Source organism: Citrobacter sp. Cpo045 (genome assembly GCF_030332875.1).
GTDB classification, from domain to species: Bacteria; Pseudomonadota; Gammaproteobacteria; order Enterobacterales; family Enterobacteriaceae; genus Citrobacter; species Citrobacter portucalensis.
On record NZ_JAOWGZ010000091.1, the window covers coordinates 357,812 to 373,798 of the forward strand.

Here is a 15,987-nt window from a genome sequence, read left to right on the forward strand (position 1 = left end):
GCTTTACGCTTACAATAACTATTACTATTCTATCCTGACAATTTTAAGCCTCGTTTGTTACGATGTAACCCTATAACTATGTGGTTCCTCAACCTTTTTTGCCCAAAAAATGCCCAATAAAGTCCAAAGCAGAAGACAGATGGTTATCCGTTGATAAGATTGCAGATTACCTCAAAATTAAGCTAGACACGGTATACAAGTAGATCGCAAAGAAGGGTATACCTGCACACATGATTGGGCGCCTTTGGAAATTTAAAAAGGATGAAGTAGATGGCTGGATACGCGATGGCAAAGCTGGTGAAAACAGTAATCAAGAATAAAAAAGCAAATTTAGGAGCAGTTTAATGAAAACCGTACGTAGTGCATGCCAGTTGCAACCGAAGGCCTTGGAAATCAATGTCGGCGACCAGATTGAACAGCTTGATCAAATCATCAACGACACCAATGGCCAAGAGTACTTTAAAAAGACCTTCATCACTGACGGTTTTAAAACTTTGCTCTCCAAGGGTATGGCTCGCTTAGCCGGTAAATCAAACGATACTGTTTTCCACCTGAAGCAAGCTATGGGTGGTGGTAAAACCCACTTGATGGTCGGCTTTGGCTTATTAGCCAAAGATGCTGCCCTTCGAAATAGCCACTTAGGATCAATGCCATACCAATCAGATTATGGTTCAGCCAAAATAGCAGCATTCAATGGACGCAATAATCCCCATTCCTATTTCTGGGGTGAGATCGCTCGGCAGTTAGGTCGAGAGGGTGTATTCAGAGAGTACTGGGAATCAGGAGCCAAAGCTCCAGATGAACAAGCATGGATAAATATCTTTGATGGTGAGGAACCCATCCTAATCTTGTTGGACGAAATGCCACCATACTTCCACTACTACAGCACCCAAGTCCTTGGGCAAGGAACTATAGCTGATGTAGTGACACGGGCTTTTTCCAATATGTTGACTGCAGCGCAGAAGAAAAAGAATGTATGTATTGTAGTTTCCGATCTTGAGGCAGCCTACGATACAGGAGGCAAACTGATTCAGCGTGCATTGGATGATGCTACGCAAGAACTCGGGCGCGCCGAGGTATCCATTACGCCGGTAAACCTTGAATCCAATGAAATCTACGAGATTCTGCGTAAACGTTTGTTTTTGTCTCTGCCAGACAAAAGTGAGGTCTCTGAAATTGCGTCGGTCTATGCTTCAAGACTTGCGGAAGCCGCTAAAGCCAAGACCGTAGAGCGCAGTGCAGAAGCATTAGCAAATGACATCGAATCTACTTACCCATTCCATCCAAGCTTTAAAAGCATCGTTGCTTTATTCAAAGAAAACGAAAAGTTCAAACAAACCCGTGGTTTGATGGAGTTGGTTTCTAGACTGCTTAAATCGGTGTGGGAAAGCGATGAAGAGGTGTATTTGATCGGTGCCCAACACTTTGATCTTTCGATACACGATGTTCGTGAGAAGCTGGCTGAAATTTCAGAAATGCGCGATGTTATCGCAAGAGATCTTTGGGACTCCACCGACAGCGCTCATGCTCAGATCATTGACCTCAATAACGGCAACCATTATGCGCAACAGGTTGGTACGCTATTGCTAACAGCCAGCCTCTCCACCGCAGTGAACTCAGTTAAGGGCTTAACCGAGAGCGAAATGCTGGAATGTTTGATTGATCCTAACCATCAGGGTAGTGACTACCGAAACGCATTCACTGAACTTGCTAAATCAGCTTGGTATTTGCATCAAACACAAGAAGGGCGCAATTACTTCAGTCACCAAGAAAATCTCACCAAAAAACTTCAAGGCTACGCAGACAAGTCGCCTCAAAATAAGGTAGATGAGTTAATTCGCCATCGACTGGAAGAAATGTATAGGCCTGTAACAAAAGAAGCTTACGAAAAAGTACTACCGTTGCCTGAAATGGATGAAGCAGAGGCCACGCTGAAAAGTGGGCGGGCCTTATTAATCATCAGCCCTGATGGCAAAACACCGCCAGGTATAGTAGGTAACTTCTTCAAAGGTTTAGTGAACAAAAACAACATCCTGGTATTAACAGGCGACAAGTCCTCTATTGCCAGCATCGAGAAAGCAGCGCGCCACGTTTATGCTGTTACCAAAGCCGACAACGAGATACCTGCGTCTCACCCGCAGCGTAAAGAGCTGGATGAGAAGAAAGCGCAGTACGAGCAAGACTTCCAAACTACTGTGCTCTCCGTTTTCGACAAGCTCCTATTCCCCGGCAACAATCGCGGTGAAGATGTTTTGCGACCCAAAGCGCTCGATAGCACTTATCCGTCCAACGAGCCCTATAACGGTGAACGTCAGGTAGTTAAAACCCTAACCTCCGATCCGATTAAGCTCTACACACAGATCACCGAAAACTTCGACGCACTGCGTGCCAGGGCTGAGTCTTTGCTGTTCGGTACCCTTGACGAGGCAAGAAAGACTGATTTGCTCGATAAGATGAAGCAAAAAACACAGATGCCTTGGGTGCCAAGCCGTGGCTTCGATCAACTTGCGATTGAAGCCTACCAGCGTGGTGTGTGGGAAGACTTGGGCAATGGCTACATTACGAAAAAGCCCAAGCCCAAAACCACAGAAGTTATCATCAGTGAAGATTTATCGCCGGATGACGCAGGTACTGTTCGCCTTAAAATTGACGTTGCCAATGCAGGTAACAGTCCTCGTATTCACTACGCCGAAGACTGTGCTGTCACCGAAAGCAGCCCAGTACTCAGTGAAAACACTCTTGCAACCAAGGCATTGCGAGTGCAGTTTTTGGCAGTAGACCCTACGGGTAAAAACCTTACCGGCGACCCAAAGACTTGGAATAACCGCCTGACATTACGTAATCGCTTTGATGAGGTTGCGAGAACAGTCGAGCTGTTTGTTGCACCCAAGGGCACCATTAAATACACACTTGATGGTTCAGAAGCGCGTAACGGCGAAACCTACTCAGCGCCAATCCAGCTTAGTGATGCGGAAACCACGGTCTATGTCTTCGCTGAATGTGATGGACTAGAAGAAAAACGAAACTTCACCTTTGCCGCGTCTGGCTCCAAAGAAATCCCAATTATTAAAGATAAGCCTGCCACTTTGGTAAGCCCTTCGCCAAAACGTATGGATAGCTCGGCAAAAACCTACGCAGGACTGAAAATCGCCAAAGAGAAAGGTATTGAATTCGAGCAGGTTAGCCTGATGGTTGGCTCTGCGCCAAAAGTAATACACATGTCGCTAGGGGAAATGAAAATCACCGCTGAATTCATTGAAACCGCATTAACACACTTGCAAACCGTACTGAGTCCAGAAGCCCCTGTAGTAATGACCTTCAAAAAGGCCTACACCCAAACAGGCTATGATCTTGAACAATTTACTAAGCAGCTTGGCATTGAAATTGGTAATGGTGAGGTGGAGCAACGATGAGTAAAACCGTTGATTTTGGAGCGCCGCCAGAATTCGGCATGCATCACTTCTATGTGGAAATTCCCGCTGCCCCCCGTGACGCAGTTGTGATCTGCGAAGACTATGGCTTCGATGGTGATGAATCGCGCCGGGAAACCGTAGAACGTCGCCTGATATTGGCTAGGGAACTGTGGACTAAGATTCGTGACGACGCCCGCCGGGATTTTAATGCTCGCCTAAAGATGAAGAAGCAAGGTTCTGGTAATTGGTCTACCGGCAAAGTGAAGCTTGACCGCTTTCTAGGGCGCGAGCTGTGTGTGCTCGGCTGGGCTGCAGAACATGCCTCACCCGATGAGTGCCTGATTATTTGTCAAAAATGGCTGGCTCTTCGCCCAGAAGAAAGATGGTGGCTTTATAGTAAAACGGCTGCGGAAGCGGGTCGAGACGATCAAACACAGCGTGGCTGGCGTAAAGCACTCTATTGTGCGCTATCGGATGGAGCCAAAATCAAGTTGGAAATCAAAAAGAAACCCAAGTCTAAAAAGCTTCAAATTGAAGAAGATCCCCAGGATCTGTTTGGGTTTATGGAAAAAGGAGAGTTTTGATGGCGTTGCAACCATTTGAATGGAAAGACAAGCCAGCGCTGATTGAGCACTTGTTTCCAGTACAAAAGATATCTGCTGAAAGTTTTAAAGAACAAAGCGCGGTACAAAGTAAAACTTTAGTTGCATTGGGTAGTTATTGGAAAGGTCGAAAACCGCTAGTTTTGAATAAGGCTTGCATTTTGGGTTCGCTGTTGCCTGTGACAGAGGACCGCCTTAAAGATTTGGAGATTTTTGAGCTTCTCATGGGGATGGCCCCCGAAGCAATGCAAAGGCGAATCGAAGAGAATTTGCCTGCTTCAAAACGAGAAGACATTGGGGATTACTTAGTTCTTCCGTTTAATGATCAGGTTCGCGCAGGAAAGCGTGCGGAGGAAGTTGGGGACTCTCTTTTTGCCCTTGTTTGGGGGAGAGTTAATGCTCATTTAGGAACCTCCGCAAACTCGATTCCTGAGTTAGTCGAGCAAATGGGAATAGCACGCTTTGGTCATCGACCAAAGGTTGCAGACGTATTTGCAGGCTCTGGTCAGATTCCTTTTGAAGCCGCTCGACTCGGTTGCAATGTATATGCCTCTGATTTAAATCCTATGGCATGCTTGTTGACATGGGGGAGTTTCAATGTCGTCGGCGCGCCGGCGAAGAGCAAATCAGGTCTTGCGGCGGCTCAAGCCAAATTGGTTGAAAGAGTTCAGCAAGAAATTGATGAGCTTGAAGTTGAGGTTGATGGTCGAGGCTGGAGAGCAAAGGCATACCTTTATTGCGTTGAAGTAATTTGTCCAGAAAGTGGCTGGTCGGTTCCAGTTCTTCCGACACTTGTAGTTAGTGCAAGCAAGTTTGTAGTTGTCAGTTTAATTCCAGTTGAATCGGAAAAGCGTTATGAAATTGAGGTTAAGTACTGCAACGATAAGAATGAAATGGAAGCGTTGGATAATCCGACCTTTGATGGCGGCTATTTGATTCATAGTCCTGAGCCGGGGCAGCATTATAGATCAAAGATTAGTAGTATCCGTGGTGACGTTCGGGTTGGAAGAGTCACAACTTCAGCTCTGCGAAAGTGGGAAAAGAGCGACTTCACTCCAAGAAAGGAAGACATTTTTCAAGAGCGCCTCTATTGCGTTCAGTGGGAGAAAATGATCGATGGAAAATCTCGCCTCGAAACCGAGTTTCGGTCCGTCAATCATGATGATCTAAATCGGGAAGCTAAAGTAGTTGAATACGTTTCTTCTCACTTTAATGAATGGCAGCAAAAAGGCTATATCCCAGATATGGCGATAGAAGCAGGTGATAAGACTGATGAGCCTATTAGAACCAGGGGTTGGACTTATTGGCATCACTTGTTTTCTCCTAGGCAGCTTTTGATGTTAGGGCTCCTAAAGAAAACACTCCTAGCTGACCCGGTTTTCTCAGAGCAGCTATATGTATCATTTAGTAGGCTGTTAGATTGGTCCACAAAACTATGTCGGTACGGAACTGGTGCTGCGCGCGAATCAATCTCTCAAACATTCTATAATCAGGCTCTAAATACTTTTTACAACTATGGAGTTAGACCATTCTCATTTTCTTCTAAATATCTGCTAGAGAAAACTTATAGCTTTCCGTTACCGGCCAAAGCGTTTGTAAACTGCCATCCGGCACATGATATTGAAGTTGAAAATGATATATACGTAACTGACCCTCCGTATGGAGATGCGGTGAAGTATGAAGAGATTACAGAATTCTTTATTGCTTGGTTACGAAAAAATCCTCCAAAGGAGTTTGCCCATTGGATATGGGATAGTAGGCGATCTATCGCTATAAAGGGGGAGGACGACGGCTTCCGCACGGGTATGGTCGCTGCCTATCGAAAGATGGCGCAGAAGATGCCAGACAATGGCTTGCAGGTGCTGATGTTTACCCATCAAAGTGGTGCCATTTGGGCGGACATGGCCAATATTATTTGGGCCAGCGGCTTACAGGTAACGGCGGCGTGGTACGTGGTGACTGAAACTGACTCTGCATTACGTGGTGGTTCTAACGTAAAAGGCACCATCATTCTGATTTTGCGTAAGCGCCATCAGGCGTTAGAAACCTTTCGTGATGATTTAGGGTGGGAAATTGAAGAAGCAGTTAAAGAACAAGTTGAATCGTTAATCGGATTGGACAAAAAAGTTCGTGCCCAAGGCGCCGAGGGCCTGTACACCGATGCAGACCTGCAAATGGCCGGTTATGCAGCTGCTTTGAAAGTGCTCACAGCCTATTCCCGTATCGACGGTAAAGACATGGTGACGGAAGCCGAGGCGCCACGCCAAAAAGGCAAAAAGACTTTCGTTGATGAGTTGATTGATTTCGCGGTGCAAACTGCTGTTCAGTTCTTGGTACCAGTAGGTTTTGAGAAAGGCGAATGGCAGAAGCTCCAAGCAGTTGAACGCTTCTATCTGAAGATGGCCGAGATGGAGCATCAAGGTGCAAAAACCTTGGATAACTATCAGAACTTCGCAAAGGCGTTCAAGGTTCACCACTTTGCTCAACTAATGAGTGATGCCTCAAAGGCTAATTCTGCGCGCCTTAAACTATCGACAGAGTTCAAAAGTGCCATGATGGCAGGTGATGCCGAAATGGCTGGTACTCCGCTACGGTCGCTGCTCTATGCCTTGTTTGAGCTCTCGAAAGACGTAGAAGTGGATGATGTGCTTTTGCATCTAATGGAGAACTGCCCGAACTACCTGCCAAATAAGCAACTGCTTGCAAAAATGGCCGATTACCTGGCAGAGAAGCGTGAGGGCTTAAAAGGCACGAAAACGTTCAACCCAGAGCAGGAAGCAAGCTGTGCGCGTGTTCTTGCGGAAGCTATTCGAAACCAGAGGCTGTAATTGATGGCGATTCGGCGTTTTTCTTCTCGCACAGAAAGATTGGATACAGAATTCCTGGCTGAATCATTAAAAGGGGCTGCCAAATACTTCCGTATCGCAGGCTATTTCAGAAGCTCCATTTTTGAGCTGGTCGGAGAAGAGATTGCAAAAATCTCAGAAGTTAAGATCATCTGTAACTCTGAGCTTGATCTGGCTGACTTTCAGGTAGCTACAGGTCGGAATACAGCGCTTAAAGAACGCTGGAATGAGGTGGATGTAGAAGCTGAGGCGCTTCTGAAAAAGGAACGCTATCAGATCCTGGATCAGCTATTGCAGTCGGGAAATGTTGAGATTCGTGTAGTTCCCAGAGAACGGTTATTCCTTCACGGTAAAGCGGGCTCAATTCATTATGCAGATGGCAGCCGTAAGTCTTTCATTGGTTCGGTAAATGAATCTAAAAGCGCGTTCACTCACAATTACGAACTGGTTTGGCAAGATGATGATGAAGAAAGTGCTGATTGGATAGAGAAGGAATTTTGGGTGCTCTGGAATGATGGCGTGCCACTGCCCGAAGCGATATTGGCCGAAATCAACCGTGTAGCTAACCGGCGTGAAGTCACCGTTGAAGTATTAAAGCCAGAGGAAATCCCGGCGGCGGCGATGGCGGAAGCGCCGATCTATCGCGGAGGTGAACAGCTACAGCCCTGGCAGCGTTCGTTTGTGACTATGTTTCTGGAACATAGGGAGATCTATGGCAAGGCTCGCCTGCTATTGGCTGATGAGGTGGGTGTTGGTAAAACATTATCCATGGCAACTAGCGCATTAGTCAGTGCTTTGTTAGATGATGGCCCCGTTCTGATTTTGGCACCTTCTACACTCACGATTCAGTGGCAAATTGAGATGATGGACAAGCTCGGCGTGCCTGCTGCGGTTTGGTCCTCCCAGAATAAAGTTTGGATCGGAGTAGAAGGGCAAATACTCTCACCCCGAGGTGATGCCACCTCCATTAAAAAATGCCCCTATCGAATTGCCATTGTCTCTACCGGACTGATTATGCATCAACGGGAGAAGATGGACTTTGTGAAAGAAGCAGGGATGTTGCTGAAGAATCGTTTCGGTACAGTTATTCTTGATGAAGCACACAAGGCCCGCGCTCGCGGTGGCTTGGGTGCTCAGGCTTCAGAGCCGAATAATCTTATGGCTTTCATGCAGCAAATGGGTAGGCGTACACGCCACCTGATACTGGGGACTGCCACCCCGATTCAAACTGACGTACGCGAGCTATGGGATTTGTTGGGCATTTTGAATTCTGGTGCGGAGTTTGTGTTAGGCGATGCTCTATCGCCATGGCATGACCACGAACAAGCGATTCCGCTGATCACCGGCAGAGCTCAGGTAACATCTGAGGCTGAAGTTTGGCATTGGCTAAGCAATCCCTTGCCCCCGGGTAATGAGCACCACATTGTTCAGCAAATTCGTGACTACCTGTCGATTGATAATAAGTCCTTTGGCTGTTCGCATCGTTTCGAAGACCTCGACTATATGATTCAGAGCCTTTGGCTCTCGGAATGCATGACCCTTGGTTTTTTTAAAGAAAACAATCCTGTTCTACGCCATACAGTGCTGCGCAAGCGTAAACAACTCGAAGATGATGGTCTGTTAGAACGAGTTGGTGTTAATACACATCCCATAACGCGCAACCTGGCTCAGTATCAGTCGCGGTTTGTGGGGCTTGGCATTCCGACTAATACACCGTTCCAAGTCGCTTACGAAAAGGCAGAAGAATTCAGTAAGCTGCTTCAATCACGTACTCGATCAGCAGGCTTCATGAAATCCCTGATGCTGCAACGGATCTGCTCAAGTTTTGCATCGGGCTTAAAAACTGCTCAAAAAATGCTGAAACATACGGTGTCTGATGAAGACGAAGATCTGATTGAAGACGTTGAGCATGTGCTCTCGGAAATGACTCCTGCGGAAGTCGCTTGTTTAAGAGAGATTGAAACACAACTGTCACGCCCCGAAGCCGTTGACTCAAAACTGAACACTGTGAAATGGTTCTTAACGGAATTCCGTACCGATGGAAAAACTTGGTTGGAACACGGCTGTATTATTTTCAGTCAGTATTACGACACGGCGGTGTGGATAGCGAAAGAACTGGCCAAGTCCTTAAAAGGCGAAGTGGTCGCTGTTTATGCTGGCGTTGGTAAAAGCGGCCTATTCAGGGGAGAAGAGTTTAATAACGTTGAACGTGAATTGATTAAATCCGCCGTGAAGACGCGCGAGATTCTATTAGTGGTTGCTACGGATGCCGCCTGTGAAGGCTTAAACCTGCAAACCTTAGGAACACTCATCAATGTCGACCTTCCCTGGAACCCATCCCGTTTAGAGCAGCGCCTCGGGCGAATCAAACGTTTTGGTCAAACACGTAAGTTTGTGGATATGCTCAATCTTGTGTACAGCGAAACACAAGACGAGAAAGTTTATAACGTGCTGTCGGAACGCTTACGCGATACATACGACATTTTTGGTAGCCTTCCCGATACGATTGATGATGAATGGATCGACAACGAGGAAGAACTCAACACTCGCATGGATGAATACATGCATGAACGAAAGAAAGCTCAAGATGCGTTCTCCGTTAAGTATCGCGGTACTCTCGATCCTGATGCTCATCTCTGGGAACGTTGCGCTACAGTACTGTCACGTAGGGACATTGTAAGTAAGCTCAGCGAACCGTGGGGAAGCTAATTATGTTGTGATGTTGATGCCCCCCCTCAGCCAAGGTCCTGCACAATTATATTGGATGCTCTTTTTTAGAGGGCTACATCATGACTCGATCAAAGTTATTGGTACAAATCTGAGTAAATCTATCTTTCAGGGTATCCATTTCGAGCGAATATTTAGTACCTTACCACAAGTTACAGTTACGCCTGTATATACAGGCGTAGCAAATTTTTCATGCAGGCAAGTACGTTTTCTTAAGCGGCACCAATAACTTAGTCTCAATATCCACTTGCTCATAGTTTTCCACTAACGCACGAACCAGATCGTCAAGCGTCCATAGTGTCAACGGGATTGTAGAACGATCGGCCTCATAGCGCGCATCCTTGCTGAATCCGCCTGTGCTGACATACAGCCCGCGATCGTCTTTATGACGGCCACCGATAAAGCTACGAATTTGCTGGCTGCTCATCTGTTCCCGCCGGTGCTTCACCTCCACAATAATGCGCGGATTTTCGAACCCAAAGCCTTCAGGCGAAGCAATAATATCTTTCCCACGGTCAGTGTAAGTGTAAGTATCCCGCATAATCGTGCCATTCACATTTAGAGATCCGCCGGCATAATCACTCTGCCAACAAAGGAGATCGCTATGCGTAAAGCCCGTTTTACTGAGCATCAGATCATTGCCGTAATTAAATCGGTTGAAGCCGGACGAACCGTTAAAGATGTCTGCCGGGAGGCCGGTATCTCTGAAGCCACCTACTACAACTGGAAGTCCAGATACGGCGGCATGGAGGCTTCTGATATTAAAAAGATCAAGGATATTGAGGACGAGAATCGGCGTCTCAAACAGATGTTTGCCGACCTGAGCCTTGAGAACCGGGCGCTGAAAGACGTTATCGAAAAAAAGCTTTAAAACCAGCCTTTAAGCGTGAGCTGGTCACTCATCTGATAACGACATTTGGACTCAGTATCCGTCAGGCCTGCCGGAGTCTGAACCTGAGCAGAACAGTTTACCATTACCGTCCGGATATCACGCGGGACGAACCCGTTATTGTCGCGTTGCAGGCAGTGGCAGAGCGATACCCATGGTATGGTTTTCCAAAACTTTTCCAGGTTCTGCGGCGGCAGGGATACCCGTGGAATCACAAAAGGATCCATCGTATTTATTGTCTGCTGAAGCTGAATTTTCGCCGTAAAGGCAAACAACGGTTGCCGGTGCGTAATCCCTCGCCACTGGCCACACCGGAAGCGCTGAACCAGAGCTGGTCTGTCGATTTTATGCATGATGCTCTGGTCTGTGGCCGTCGTTTTCGCACGTTCAATGTCGTTGATGACTTTAACCGTGAGGCATTGTCGATTGAAATCGATCTGAATCTGCCAGCTTTGCGCGTGGTCCGTGTACTCGACAGGATCGCGGCAAATCGCGGCTATCCGGTCATGCTACGCATGGATAATGGTCCGGAATTTATCTCACTTGCACTGGCTGAATGGGCAGAGCAACATGCAGTAAAACTGGAATTTATTCAGCCGGGTAAGCCGACGCAGAACGCTTTTATTGAGCGCTTTAACCGAACATACCGTACAGAAATACTCGATTTTTATCTGTTCAGAACGCTGAATGAAGTGCGGGAAATCACGGAAAGATGGGTGTCAGAATATAACTGTGAACGCCCGCATGAATCACTGAACAATATGACGCCGGAGGAATATCGGCAACACAATCATTTGGCCGGGGTCTCAAAAAATGCCTGGAACTAAAACGGGTCTATTTACAAGAATATCTTCCCGGCGGCTTTCCAGCCTTTCGGACCAGCATCAGGATCGGCGGAACGAAAGCCCGCTTTTGCGGATAATTCAGACGCCGTCAGCCATTCCGAGTCAGCCAGTAATTTGGCTTTCAGCTCCTCTAGCTGCCGGTCATTGCGTTCCTGGAAACTCATATGGTCGAGTGCGCCTCCCGCCGACTTTTTGAAGCCATACGGCACAACATGCCTGAACCGGTTTGCATCCAGATAATCCGCCCACCACTGCATCATCTCCCGACGTTCTTCGAGATGCTGCGCCTTATGGATATACGCCGCCCGCACGCGCTTACGCTCCTGATGGCTCATCTGGCGCTCTACCGCGTCGCTTGACCACAGGCCCGACTCCACCAGCGCGCTACAGGCCATAGTGCGAAAACCGTGGCCGCAGACGTCTTTCTGGGTGTCGTAGCCCATCACCCGCAGCGCTTTGTTGATGGTGTTTTCGCTCATCGGTTTGCGGTAGTTATGATCGCCGGGGAATACCAGTTCAGTTCCCGGTCGGCAATGCTGCCGCACCTCGTGCAGCAGTTCGATGGCCTGACGTGACAATGGGACCAAGTGTGGGGAGTGCATCTTCGCCCCACGCGCTGAATATTTAACGCCGGGGATCGGCTCACGCTCGGCGGGGATTGTCCACATGGCGTTACGCAGGTCAATTTCATCCCAGCGGGCAAAGCGCAGTTCGCTGGAGCGGATAAACAGCAGCAGCGCCAGCTTTACCGCCAGTTGAGTCAGTTGACGGCCTTTGTAATCGTCGATTCTTTCCAGGAAATCAGGAATAAGATTCAGATCCAACGCCGGGTGGTGACGAACTTTGGGCGTGGAGACCGCGCCGGTTAAATCTGATGCGGGGTTATGATCGATAATGCCGTTCTGGACGGCGTAGCGCATCACGCAGGCGGTACGTTGCTGGAGACGAGAAGCGACATCCAGTTTGCCCGCTTTCTCCACCTCTTTGATGGGTACCAGCAGGTCTTTGACCTTCATTTTGGTAAGGTCGCAGCTACCGTTCGTGGGAAAGACGTAAAGCTCGAAATAACGCAACACTCGCTTCTTATGTTCCGCCGACCAGTTCACGTTGCTGGAGACCCATTCGCGTGCTACGGACTCAAACGTATGTTCCGGCGTTATAGCAAGGCGTTCAGCCTTTCGGTGTGCACTCGGATCGATGCCGGAAATCAGCAGTAATTGGGCCTCTTCACGCATGCGTCTTGCCTGTGCAAGCGTCAAAAGCGGATAAGGTCCTAAAGCGAGCTTTTTCTCTTTTTTTACAAAGCGGTACTTGATGTACCAGCGTTTTGAACCGTTAGGGTTAACCAGCAGGTAAAGTCCATGCGAGTCACTGAGCTTATACGGCTTGCCACAAGGCTTGGCGTGGACTATAGCGCGATCTGTTAGTGCCATTTGGGGGCCTCACTATTATCGAACTACGTCTAAGCCCCCAATTTGGCCCCCAAATCGTGTGGATGTCAATGGATGAAAAATGACCAACATGGAAAGACAACAAAATAAATGTGGTTATTGTCGAAAAATAAATTATCTTTTAATTACAGACGGATATGGACGAATTTGGACGAAAATGGACACAAAAAAAGCCACCCTTAGGTAGCTAATTATTGCATCACTTGGTGCCGAAGGCCGGACTCGAACCGGCACGTATTTCTACGGTTGATTTTGAATCAACTGCGTCTACCGATTTCGCCACTCCGGCACGGAAGGGATGCGGAAAACGTTGTGGATTATACCTGTCGTGCGCCACCATGCAAGTGCCAGCGTGTGTCCGGCTCGCTAAGTGTTGAAAATTTCAGCATTACCTTTCGTAGCTGCAATCAACATCACGGTTTCGCCCACGCAAGACCCTCCTTAATCCCCCCTTCTGCGAAGCGTCCCGTTTCCCCATGCTCTACACTTCCAGTTCAACACCATACTGAGGGAAACACGATGTCGATGATAAAAAGCTACGCTGCAAAAGCGGCGGGCAGCGAACTCGAACTCTATGAATATGATGCGGGCGAGCTTAAGCCGGAAGATGTCGAAGTCCAGGTCGATTACTGCGGTATCTGCCATTCTGATTTGTCGATGATCGACAACGAATGGGGATTCTCTCAGTATCCGCTGGTTGCCGGGCATGAGGTGATTGGTCGCGTGGCGGCGCTCGGCAGCGCGGCGCAAGATAAAGGTCTGAAGGTTGGTCAGCGCGTCGGCGTTGGCTGGACAGCGCGCAGCTGCGGGCACTGCGATGCCTGTATCAGCGGTAATCAGATTAACTGTCTGGAAGGGTCTGTTCCCACAATTCTTAATCGCGGCGGCTTTGCCGAGAAGCTGCGGGCCGACTGGCAGTGGGTGATCCCGTTGCCGGAGAGCATCGATCTGGCGGCAGCTGGCCCCTTACTGTGCGGCGGCATCACGGTGTTCAAACCGCTGCTGATGCACCATATCACCGCCACCAGCCGCGTCGGGGTGATCGGCATCGGCGGCCTGGGGCATATCGCCATTAAGCTGTTACACGCGATGGGTTGCGAAGTGACCGCGTTCAGCTCCAATCCGGCGAAAGAGCAGGAAGTGCTGGCAATGGGGGCGGATAAAGTGGTCAACAGCCGCGATCCGGATGCGCTAAAAGCGCTGGCGGGCCAGTTCGATCTCATTATTAACACGGTTAACGTCGATCTCGACTGGCAGCCCTATTTTGAAGCGCTGGCCTACGGCGGTAACTTCCATACCGTCGGTGCGGTGCTGAAGCCGCTGCCGGTTCCGGCGTTCACCTTAATAGCCGGCGATCGCAGCATCTCCGGTTCGGCAACAGGTACGCCGTTCGAACTGCGCAAACTGATGAAGTTTGCCGGGCGCAGCAAGGTGTCGCCCACCACCGAACTGTACCCGATGTCGCAAATTAACGAAGCCATCCAGCACGTGCGTGACGGTAAGGCCCGCTACCGCGTAGTGCTTAAAGCAGACTTCTGATCATCTTTGCCGGGTGGCGTAAGCTTCCCGGCTATTCTCCCCGCTATTCCAGACAGGTTAAATTCTCCTCACAATCTCCGTAATTTAGCGGTGAAGAGTGCGTCACGGTTGCCTATACTCCAGGCAGGATAAATGGAGGAAATCTCAATGAGCGCACCCCTGCTAATTGCCCGCACGCCGGACACCGAACTGTTTTTACTGCCAGGCATGGCCAACCGTCACGGGCTGATTACCGGCGCGACCGGGACCGGTAAAACCGTCACGCTACAGAAGTTGGCCGAATCGCTGTCCGAGATTGGCGTGCCGGTATTTATGGCCGATGTGAAAGGTGACTTAACCGGTGTGGCCGAGGAAGGACAAGCCTCTGAAAAGCTGCTCGCCCGCCTGAATAACATCGGCATTACCGACTGGCAACCGCATGCTAATCCGGTCACGGTGTGGGATATCTTCGGCGAAAAAGGTCACCCCGTGCGGGCCACGGTATCAGACCTCGGTCCGCTGCTGCTGGCCCGTCTGCTGAACCTCAACGACGTGCAGTCCGGCGTGCTGGATATTATCTTCCGTATTGCCGATGACCAGGGTCTGTTGCTGCTCGATTTCAAAGACCTGCGGGCCATCACCCAGTACATTGGCGATAACGCTAAATCCTTCCAGAATCAGTACGGCAATATCAGTAGCGCCTCGGTCGGGGCGATCCAGCGCGGGCTGCTGTCGCTGGAGCAACAGGGCGCTGCGCAACAGGGCGCTGCGCACTTCTTTGGCGAACCGATGCTGGACATCAAAGACTGGATGCGTACTGACGCCAGCGGCAAAGGGATGATTAATATCCTCAGCGCCGAGAAGCTCTACCAGATGCCCAAACTGTACGCCGCCAGCCTGCTGTGGATGCTCTCCGAGCTGTATGAACAGTTGCCGGAAGCGGGCGATCTGGAGAAACCAAAACTGGTGTTCTTCTTCGATGAAGCGCACCTGCTGTTCAACGATGCTCCGCAGGTGCTGCTGGATAAAATCGAACAGGTGATCCGCCTGATCCGCTCGAAAGGGGTCGGCGTGTGGTTCGTCTCGCAAAACCCGTCGGATATTCCGGACAACGTGCTTGGTCAGTTGGGGAACCGCGTGCAGCACGCCTTGCGCGCGTTCACGCCGAAAGACCAGAAAGCGGTGAAAAGCGCGGCGCAAACCATGCGCGCCAACCCGGCATTTGATACCGAAAAAGCCATTCAGGAGCTGGGTACCGGTGAGGCGCTGGTGTCGTTTCTGGACGCCAAAGGCAGCCCGTCCGTGGTTGAACGGGCGATGGTGATTGCGCCATGCTCACGGATGGGACCGGTGACGGACGACGAGCGCAACGGGCTGATTAATCACTCTTCGTTGTACGGTAAATATGAAGAAGAGATCGACCGCGAGTCCGCCTATGAACGTTTACAGCAAGGCGTGCAGGCCAGTACCGAGCAGCAAAATACACCTCCCGCCAACGGTAAAGCTGTCGATGTGGATGGCGGTATTCTCGGTGGGTTGAAGGATATTCTGTTTGGCAGCACCGGACCGCGCGGCGGTAAACGCGATGGCGTAGTGCAGAGCGTGGCGAAAAGCGCGGCGCGACAGGTTACCAATCAGATAATTCGCGGCATGTTGGGGAGTTTGATGGGCGGGAGAAAACGCTAGCCCCGTGTTA

At 49.4% G+C, this 15,987-nt stretch carries 10 protein-coding genes and 1 tRNA gene; 8 read left to right on the forward strand and 3 right to left on the reverse strand.

Annotated features, from left to right (window positions below; all coding sequences use genetic code 11):
* Nucleotides 1–203 precede the first annotated feature (203 nt).
* The 5 genes from OGY13_RS25115 to OGY13_RS10415 are packed head-to-tail and all read left to right on the forward strand — an operon-like array spanning nucleotide 204 to nucleotide 9,570.
* Nucleotides 204–320 (forward strand): excisionase family DNA-binding protein, encoded by a 117-nt coding sequence (locus OGY13_RS25115; protein ID WP_371417121.1) that lies wholly within the window; start codon nucleotides 204–206, stop codon nucleotides 318–320.
* Between the two features lie 24 nt (nucleotides 321–344).
* Nucleotides 345–3,413: an anti-phage-associated DUF499 domain-containing protein gene (locus OGY13_RS10400; protein WP_213752381.1), complete on the forward strand. Its 3,069-nt coding sequence runs from the start codon at nucleotides 345–347 to the stop codon at nucleotides 3,411–3,413.
* Nucleotides 3,410–3,997, forward strand: a complete 588-nt coding sequence (locus OGY13_RS10405; protein ID WP_047743273.1) for an anti-phage-associated DUF3780 domain-containing protein — start codon at nucleotides 3,410–3,412, stop codon at nucleotides 3,995–3,997. The genes OGY13_RS10400 and OGY13_RS10405 overlap by 4 nt, the downstream gene beginning before the upstream one ends.
* A complete protein-coding gene (locus OGY13_RS10410; RefSeq protein WP_213752382.1) occupies nucleotides 3,997–6,843 on the forward strand; it encodes an anti-phage-associated DUF1156 domain-containing protein in 2,847 nt (948 codons plus the stop codon). The genes OGY13_RS10405 and OGY13_RS10410 overlap by 1 nt, the downstream gene beginning before the upstream one ends.
* A 3-nt stretch (nucleotides 6,844–6,846) precedes the next feature.
* Entirely contained in the window at nucleotides 6,847–9,570 is a 2,724-nt protein-coding gene (locus OGY13_RS10415; protein ID WP_213752383.1) for a phospholipase D-like domain-containing anti-phage protein, read from the forward strand.
* A 208-nt stretch (nucleotides 9,571–9,778) separates the two neighbouring features.
* On the opposite strand, the gene OGY13_RS10420 is transcribed toward OGY13_RS10415, so the two are convergent.
* Nucleotides 9,779–10,219 (reverse strand): restriction endonuclease, encoded by a 441-nt coding sequence (locus tag OGY13_RS10420; protein ID WP_284143398.1) that lies wholly within the window; start codon nucleotides 10,217–10,219, stop codon nucleotides 9,779–9,781.
* On the opposite strand from OGY13_RS10420, the gene OGY13_RS10425 reads away from it, so the two are divergent.
* A protein-coding gene (locus OGY13_RS10425; RefSeq protein WP_213752384.1) for an IS3 family transposase occupies nucleotides 10,193–11,304 on the forward strand; the annotation gives its coding sequence in 2 pieces (ribosomal slippage) (nucleotides 10,193–10,454 and nucleotides 10,454–11,304; 1,113 coding nt in all). The two genes, OGY13_RS10420 and OGY13_RS10425, sit on opposite strands and share 27 nt — an antisense overlap.
* Before the next feature lie 11 nt (nucleotides 11,305–11,315).
* On the opposite strand, the gene OGY13_RS10430 is transcribed toward OGY13_RS10425, so the two are convergent.
* Nucleotides 11,316–12,755, reverse strand: coding sequence for a tyrosine-type recombinase/integrase (locus OGY13_RS10430; RefSeq protein WP_250153105.1), 1,440 nt, complete (start codon nucleotides 12,753–12,755; stop codon nucleotides 11,316–11,318).
* A 222-nt stretch (nucleotides 12,756–12,977) separates the two neighbouring features.
* A tRNA-Leu gene (locus OGY13_RS10435) sits at nucleotides 12,978–13,062 on the reverse strand.
* Nucleotides 13,063–13,292: 230 nt separating this feature from the next.
* Here OGY13_RS10435 and ahr point away from each other — a divergent pair.
* Both ahr and OGY13_RS10445 read left to right on the forward strand, forming a co-directional pair.
* Nucleotides 13,293–14,312 carry an NADPH-dependent aldehyde reductase Ahr gene (gene ahr, locus OGY13_RS10440; protein WP_048236253.1) on the forward strand — a complete coding sequence of 340 codons (1,020 nt, stop codon included), beginning with the start codon at nucleotides 13,293–13,295 and terminating at the stop codon, nucleotides 14,310–14,312.
* A gap of 147 nt (nucleotides 14,313–14,459) precedes the next feature.
* Nucleotides 14,460–15,977, forward strand: a complete 1,518-nt coding sequence (locus OGY13_RS10445; RefSeq protein ID WP_213752385.1) for a helicase HerA-like C-terminal domain-containing protein — start codon at nucleotides 14,460–14,462, stop codon at nucleotides 15,975–15,977.
* Nucleotides 15,978–15,987: the final 10 nt, after the last annotated feature.